Here is a 4340-nt window from a genome sequence, read left to right as displayed (position 1 = left end):
GCGGGGAAGGTTCTGCGCGGGATCGGCCAGGCACCCGGCGCCGGCCCGGCGGGCGCGGCGGCGGGCGGCGCGGCCTGTACGGGCTGGGGGGCCTGCGCGGCCGGTACGGCGGCGGGCTGGACCGGCGCGGGCGCCACCGGCACCTCGGCCACCGGCGCCACCGCCATCGGAGGCGTCGCCGTCGGAGCCGCCATCGGCATGCCCCCGGGCACCGCCATCGGCGCGGCGAACCCGCCCGCGGACGCCCGTCGCTCCAGCTTGTCCATCCGCGCCTGCAACGACAGCTCGTCGCTGTACGCGCCAGGCAGCATCACCCGGGCGCAGATCAGCTCCAGCTGCAACCGGGGCGCCGCGTTGCCGCGCATCTCGGTCAGCCCGGTGTTGACGAGGTCGGCGGCCCGGCTCAGCTCGGCCGCACCGAACGCGTCCGCCTGCGCCTGCATCACCGCGACCCGGTCCGCCGGGGCGTCGATCAGCCCCTTCTCCCCCGCGTCCGGCACGGTGGCCAGGATCACCAGGTCGCGCAGCCGCTCCAGCAGGTCGGTGACGAAGCGGCGCGGGTCGTGCCCGCCCTCGACCACCCGGTCGATCACCTGGAACACTGTCGCCCCGTCGTGCGCGGCGAAGGCGTCCACCACCTCGTCCAGCAGCGCGGAGTCGGTGTACCCGAGCAGCGCCGTGGCCATCTGGTACGTCACGCCGCCCTCGCCGGCCCCGGCCAGCAGCTGGTCCATGACCGACATCGAGTCACGCACCGACCCGGCCCCCGCCCGCACCACCAGCGGGAACACGGTGTCCTCGACCTGGATCCCCTCCCGGCCGCACACCTCCGCCAGGTAGTCGCGGAGCGTGCCGGGCGGGACCAGCCGGAACGGGTAGTGGTGCGTCCGGGACCGGATCGTCCCGATCACCTTCTCCGGCTCGGTTGTCGCGAAGATGAACTTGAGGTGCTCCGGCGGCTCCTCGACCACCTTCAGCAGCGCGTTGAAGCCGGCCGAGGTCACCATGTGGGCCTCGTCCAGGATGAAGATCTTGTACCGGCTGTGCACCGGCGCGAAGAACGCCCGCTCGCGCAGCTCGCGCGCGTCGTCCACACCACCGTGCGAGGCGGCGTCGATCTCGATCACGTCGATCGACCCGGGCCCGCCGGTCGCGAGGTCCCGACAGGACTGGCACTCCCCGCAGGGCGTCGGCGTCGGCCCCTGTTCGCAGTTGAGGCAACGGGCCAGGATGCGCGCGCTCGTCGTCTTGCCACAGCCGCGCGGCCCGCTGAACAGGTACGCGTGGTTGACCCTGTTGTTGCGCAGGGCCTGCTGGAGCGGAGCGGTCACGTGCTCCTGCCCGATGACCTCCGCGAAGGTCTCGGGGCGGTAGCGGCGGTACAGGGCTAGGGACACACCCCCGACGATATCGGGACGGACCGACAAACGCGTCGCCCCTCACTCCGCCGACCGTCCGCGACCGGCCCCGACCGGGCCCCGGGAACGCAAAGACCCCTCGCGCACCCGCCAGAGCCCTCTTACCCTTGCTGCCTTCCGGCCCTGGGGGGGTTCAGAGAGATGACGCCACACGAGGGGCTGACCCCCACAGTACCGGATCCCCGCCCCAACGATCCACAGGCCACCCCCACCCTCCCGCCTGCGGGACAGGTGGTCGCGAGCACCCCGAAACATGTACTAAGCTCTCCCACGGAGGATTCGCCTAGAGGCCTAGGGCGCACGCTTGGAAAGCGTGTTGGGGGCAACCCCTCACGAGTTCGAATCTCGTATCCTCCGCCGGCAGAAGGCCCGGACCGCTCAGCGGCCCGGGCCTTCGTCGTTTCCGCGTCCTCGGGCTTCTGCCCCGTCAGCGGTTTGATCCGCCCCAATCGCGCGGGGCGACCGTACGCGTGGTGTCGGGCCCGTCGCGGTTGCGGGGCCGGGCCCAGGGTGCCTCAATGGCCGCGGCGGCGACCGCCGTCTGCGGGCGAGGAGGGCGGACATGCCACGGGTCGCGGTGAACGGGGTCGAGCTCTTCTACGAGGTGGGCGGGGACGGCGAGCCGCTGGTCCTGGTGCACGGCTCGTGGGGCGACCACGGCAGCTGGGGGCCGGTCCTGCCCGCCCTCGCGCAGAAGTTCCGGGTCCTCGTCTACGACCGGCGGGGGCACAGCCGCAGCGAACGCCCGCCGGGGCAGGGGTCCCGGTTCGAGGACGAGGAGGACCTGGCCGCGCTGATCGAGACCCTCGGGTTCGCGCCGGCGTACGTCGCGGGCAACTCCTTCGGCGCCTCGACCGCGCTCGGCCTGGCGGCCCGGCGGCCCGAGCTCTTCCGGGGCCTCGTCGCCCACGAGCCCCCACTCCTGGACACCGTCGCCGACGACCCCCGGCTGCTGCCGCTGACGGCGGCCACCGGGGAGAGGATCGAATCCGTCCTCGCCCTCCTGACGGCCGGCCGGACCCTCGCGGGGGCCCGCCGGTTCGTGGAGGAGGTCGCCCTGGGGCCCGGCGCCTGGGAGCGGCTGCCGGAACAGCTCCGCGAGACCTTCGTCGCCAACGCCCCCACCTTCGCGGACGAGCAGGCGGACCCGCAGTGGGCCAACCTCGACCTCGGCCGCCTCTCCCACTACACCGGGCCCGCCCTGCTGACGAAGGGGACGCAGAGCCCGCCCTGGTTCGCCGCGATCGTCGCCCGGCTCTCCGCCGCCCTGCCGCACGCCGAGACCCACACCTTCGAGGGAGCCGGGCACGTCCCCCACCTCAGCCATCCGGACGCCTACGCGCAGCGCGTGACCGGCTTCATCGAAGGAGCCGGCCGGACCCCCTAGCCCGCCTCCAGGGCAGAGCCGCGGGTCAGGCCGCCCGGCCGGGGGCCGGGTGGGACGCGCCGGCCGGGCGGAGCCGGCGGCGGACGGCCCAGGCGGCTGCCGCGAGGGCGAAGCCGTAGACGGAGACGAGTCCGTGGCCGTTCTCCTGGGCGATCCACATGGCGAGGCCGAGGGCGGGGACGCCGGCCGCCAGGGCGAGCTCCTTGGGGAGGCGGGTGCGGGTGAGGAAGGCCAGGGCGAGGGTGGCGCCGAGGAAGTAGGTGGCGCCGGAGCTGCCGGCGAAGTTGCGGGGGTCGGTGCTGGGGCCGCTGCCGAGGCCGAGCAGGCTGTCGACGCGGCCGGGCAGCAGGATGCCGGCGAGGAAGAAGCCGAGGGTGAGCGGGCCTCCCCAGTACCACTGGGCGAGGGCGGCGACGGCGGCGAGGGTGACGAGGTTCCACAGGCCGCCGAAGAGGCCGCCGTTCTGCATGAACACCGAGGTGAGCTCGCGCCACCAGCCGGACTTGGCGGGGTCCGCGTCGAGCGCGTCCATGGCGCCGGACCAGAGCAGCTGGAGCAGGACGCCGCCGACGGCGAGCGCGGTCAGGGCGACCGCCGTCCATGGGAGCGGCCGTCCGCGCAGGGTGTCGCGGCCGACGACGCCGAGCCCGCAGTTGACCATCATGACCATCAGCGCGGCCGTGGTCACGTTGAAGACGATCGCTCCCATGTCTGGCCCTCCCCCCGGTTCCGACGTTTTCCAACGCCGTTCGAAAACCTGATGGCGCCAAGCTAGCACATTTTTCGAACAGTGTTGGAAAACGTTGTACGGTGGACCGCATGAAGCTCACCAAGGAGCGCATCGTCGATGCGGGCATGGCCGTCTTCGCGGAGGTCGGCTACCAGAACCTGTCCATGCGCCAGGTCGCCGACCGCCTGGACGCCCACGCGGGCAGCCTCTACTACCACGTGCGCGGCAAGGACGAGTTGCTCGCCCTGATGGCCGACCGGGTCTGCCGCAGCGCGTACGACGCCGGCACCGAGGCCCTCGCCGCCCTCCCGCCCACCGCCACCTGGCAGGACCGCGTCGAGGCCCAGGCCGCCGCCCTGCGCCTGAGCCTCAAACAGCACCCCGGCGGCGCCCAGCTCCTCGCCGAGAGCCCCGGCGTGCTCAGCCCCGGCGCCCTCTCCCTGATGGAACGCCTGCTGCGCACCCTCCTCGACGCCGGCCTCCCCGCCGAGCACTGCGGCATCGCCGCCGACACCCTGCTCAGCCACGTCACCGGCTTCGTGCTCCAGGAGCAGAACCAGCCGGCGGCGCCACCGCCCGTCACCGCGGAGCAGTACGCCGAGCTGTGCGAGCGGTTCCCCCTGCTCATGGGCCCGTTGATCCCGCGCGTGGGCCAGGACGAGAAGTTCACCCGGAGCGTCCGCCTGCTCTGCACCGGCTTCGCGGCGCTCTCCTAGGGCCTGTGTGATGTTGTGATCAGTTGGGTGGTCGCACGAGGTCGTCTATCCAGATCATTGAGGCGCGGAGGTGGAGGCCTGCGAGGTAG

The 4340-nt window shown here is 73.1% G+C and carries 4 protein-coding genes, 1 tRNA gene and 1 other RNA gene; 3 read left to right on the top strand and 3 right to left on the bottom strand.

Going from position 1 to position 4340, the window contains the following annotated elements; translation table 11 throughout:
• On the bottom strand, positions 1-1397 hold a 1397-nt coding region (locus ACFU7Z_RS36995; protein ID WP_380782464.1), incomplete at its 3' end, for a DNA polymerase III subunit gamma and tau.
• Positions 1398-1488: 91 nt separating this feature from the next.
• An RNA gene (ffs, locus tag ACFU7Z_RS36990) (signal recognition particle sRNA small type) lies at positions 1489-1579 on the bottom strand.
• 111 nt (positions 1580-1690) lie between these two features.
• Between ffs and ACFU7Z_RS36985 the strand changes: the two genes are divergently transcribed.
• Together ACFU7Z_RS36985 and ACFU7Z_RS36980 are read left to right on the top strand one after the other, a co-directional pair.
• Positions 1691-1775 (top strand) — tRNA-Ser (locus ACFU7Z_RS36985).
• A 205-nt stretch (positions 1776-1980) separates the two neighbouring features.
• The gene (locus ACFU7Z_RS36980; protein ID WP_380782462.1) at positions 1981-2805 is read left to right on the top strand and encodes an alpha/beta fold hydrolase; all 825 of its coding nucleotides are present in this window, start codon (positions 1981-1983) and stop codon (positions 2803-2805) included.
• Positions 2806-2830: 25 nt separating this feature from the next.
• On the opposite strand, the gene ACFU7Z_RS36975 is transcribed toward ACFU7Z_RS36980, so the two are convergent.
• A complete protein-coding gene (locus tag ACFU7Z_RS36975; protein ID WP_380782460.1) occupies positions 2831-3514 on the bottom strand; it encodes a hypothetical protein in 684 nt (227 codons plus the stop codon).
• 110 nt (positions 3515-3624) lie between these two features.
• On the opposite strand from ACFU7Z_RS36975, the gene ACFU7Z_RS36970 reads away from it, so the two are divergent.
• Entirely contained in the window at positions 3625-4251 is a 627-nt protein-coding gene (locus ACFU7Z_RS36970; protein WP_380782458.1) for a TetR/AcrR family transcriptional regulator, read from the top strand.
• Positions 4252-4340 lie beyond the last annotated feature (89 nt).

This window comes from Kitasatospora sp. NPDC057518, assembly GCF_042802075.1.
In the GTDB taxonomy this organism is placed as follows: Bacteria; Actinomycetota; Actinomycetes; order Streptomycetales; family Streptomycetaceae; genus Kitasatospora.
The sequence above is the reverse complement of the archived record's forward strand: the minus strand, read 5'-3'. Positions and strand labels throughout refer to the sequence as shown.

What these genes read in the sequence shown, in the direction of transcription:
- ACFU7Z_RS36980 (WP_380782462.1), top strand. Translation starts at nt 1,981, where the DNA reads ATGCCACGGGTCGCGGTGAACGGGGTCGAGCTCTTCTACGAGGTGGGC.
- ACFU7Z_RS36975 (WP_380782460.1), bottom strand. Translation starts at nt 3,514, where the DNA reads ATGGGAGCGATCGTCTTCAACGTGACCACGGCCGCGCTGATGGTCATG.
- ACFU7Z_RS36970 (WP_380782458.1), top strand. Translation starts at nt 3,625, where the DNA reads ATGAAGCTCACCAAGGAGCGCATCGTCGATGCGGGCATGGCCGTCTTC.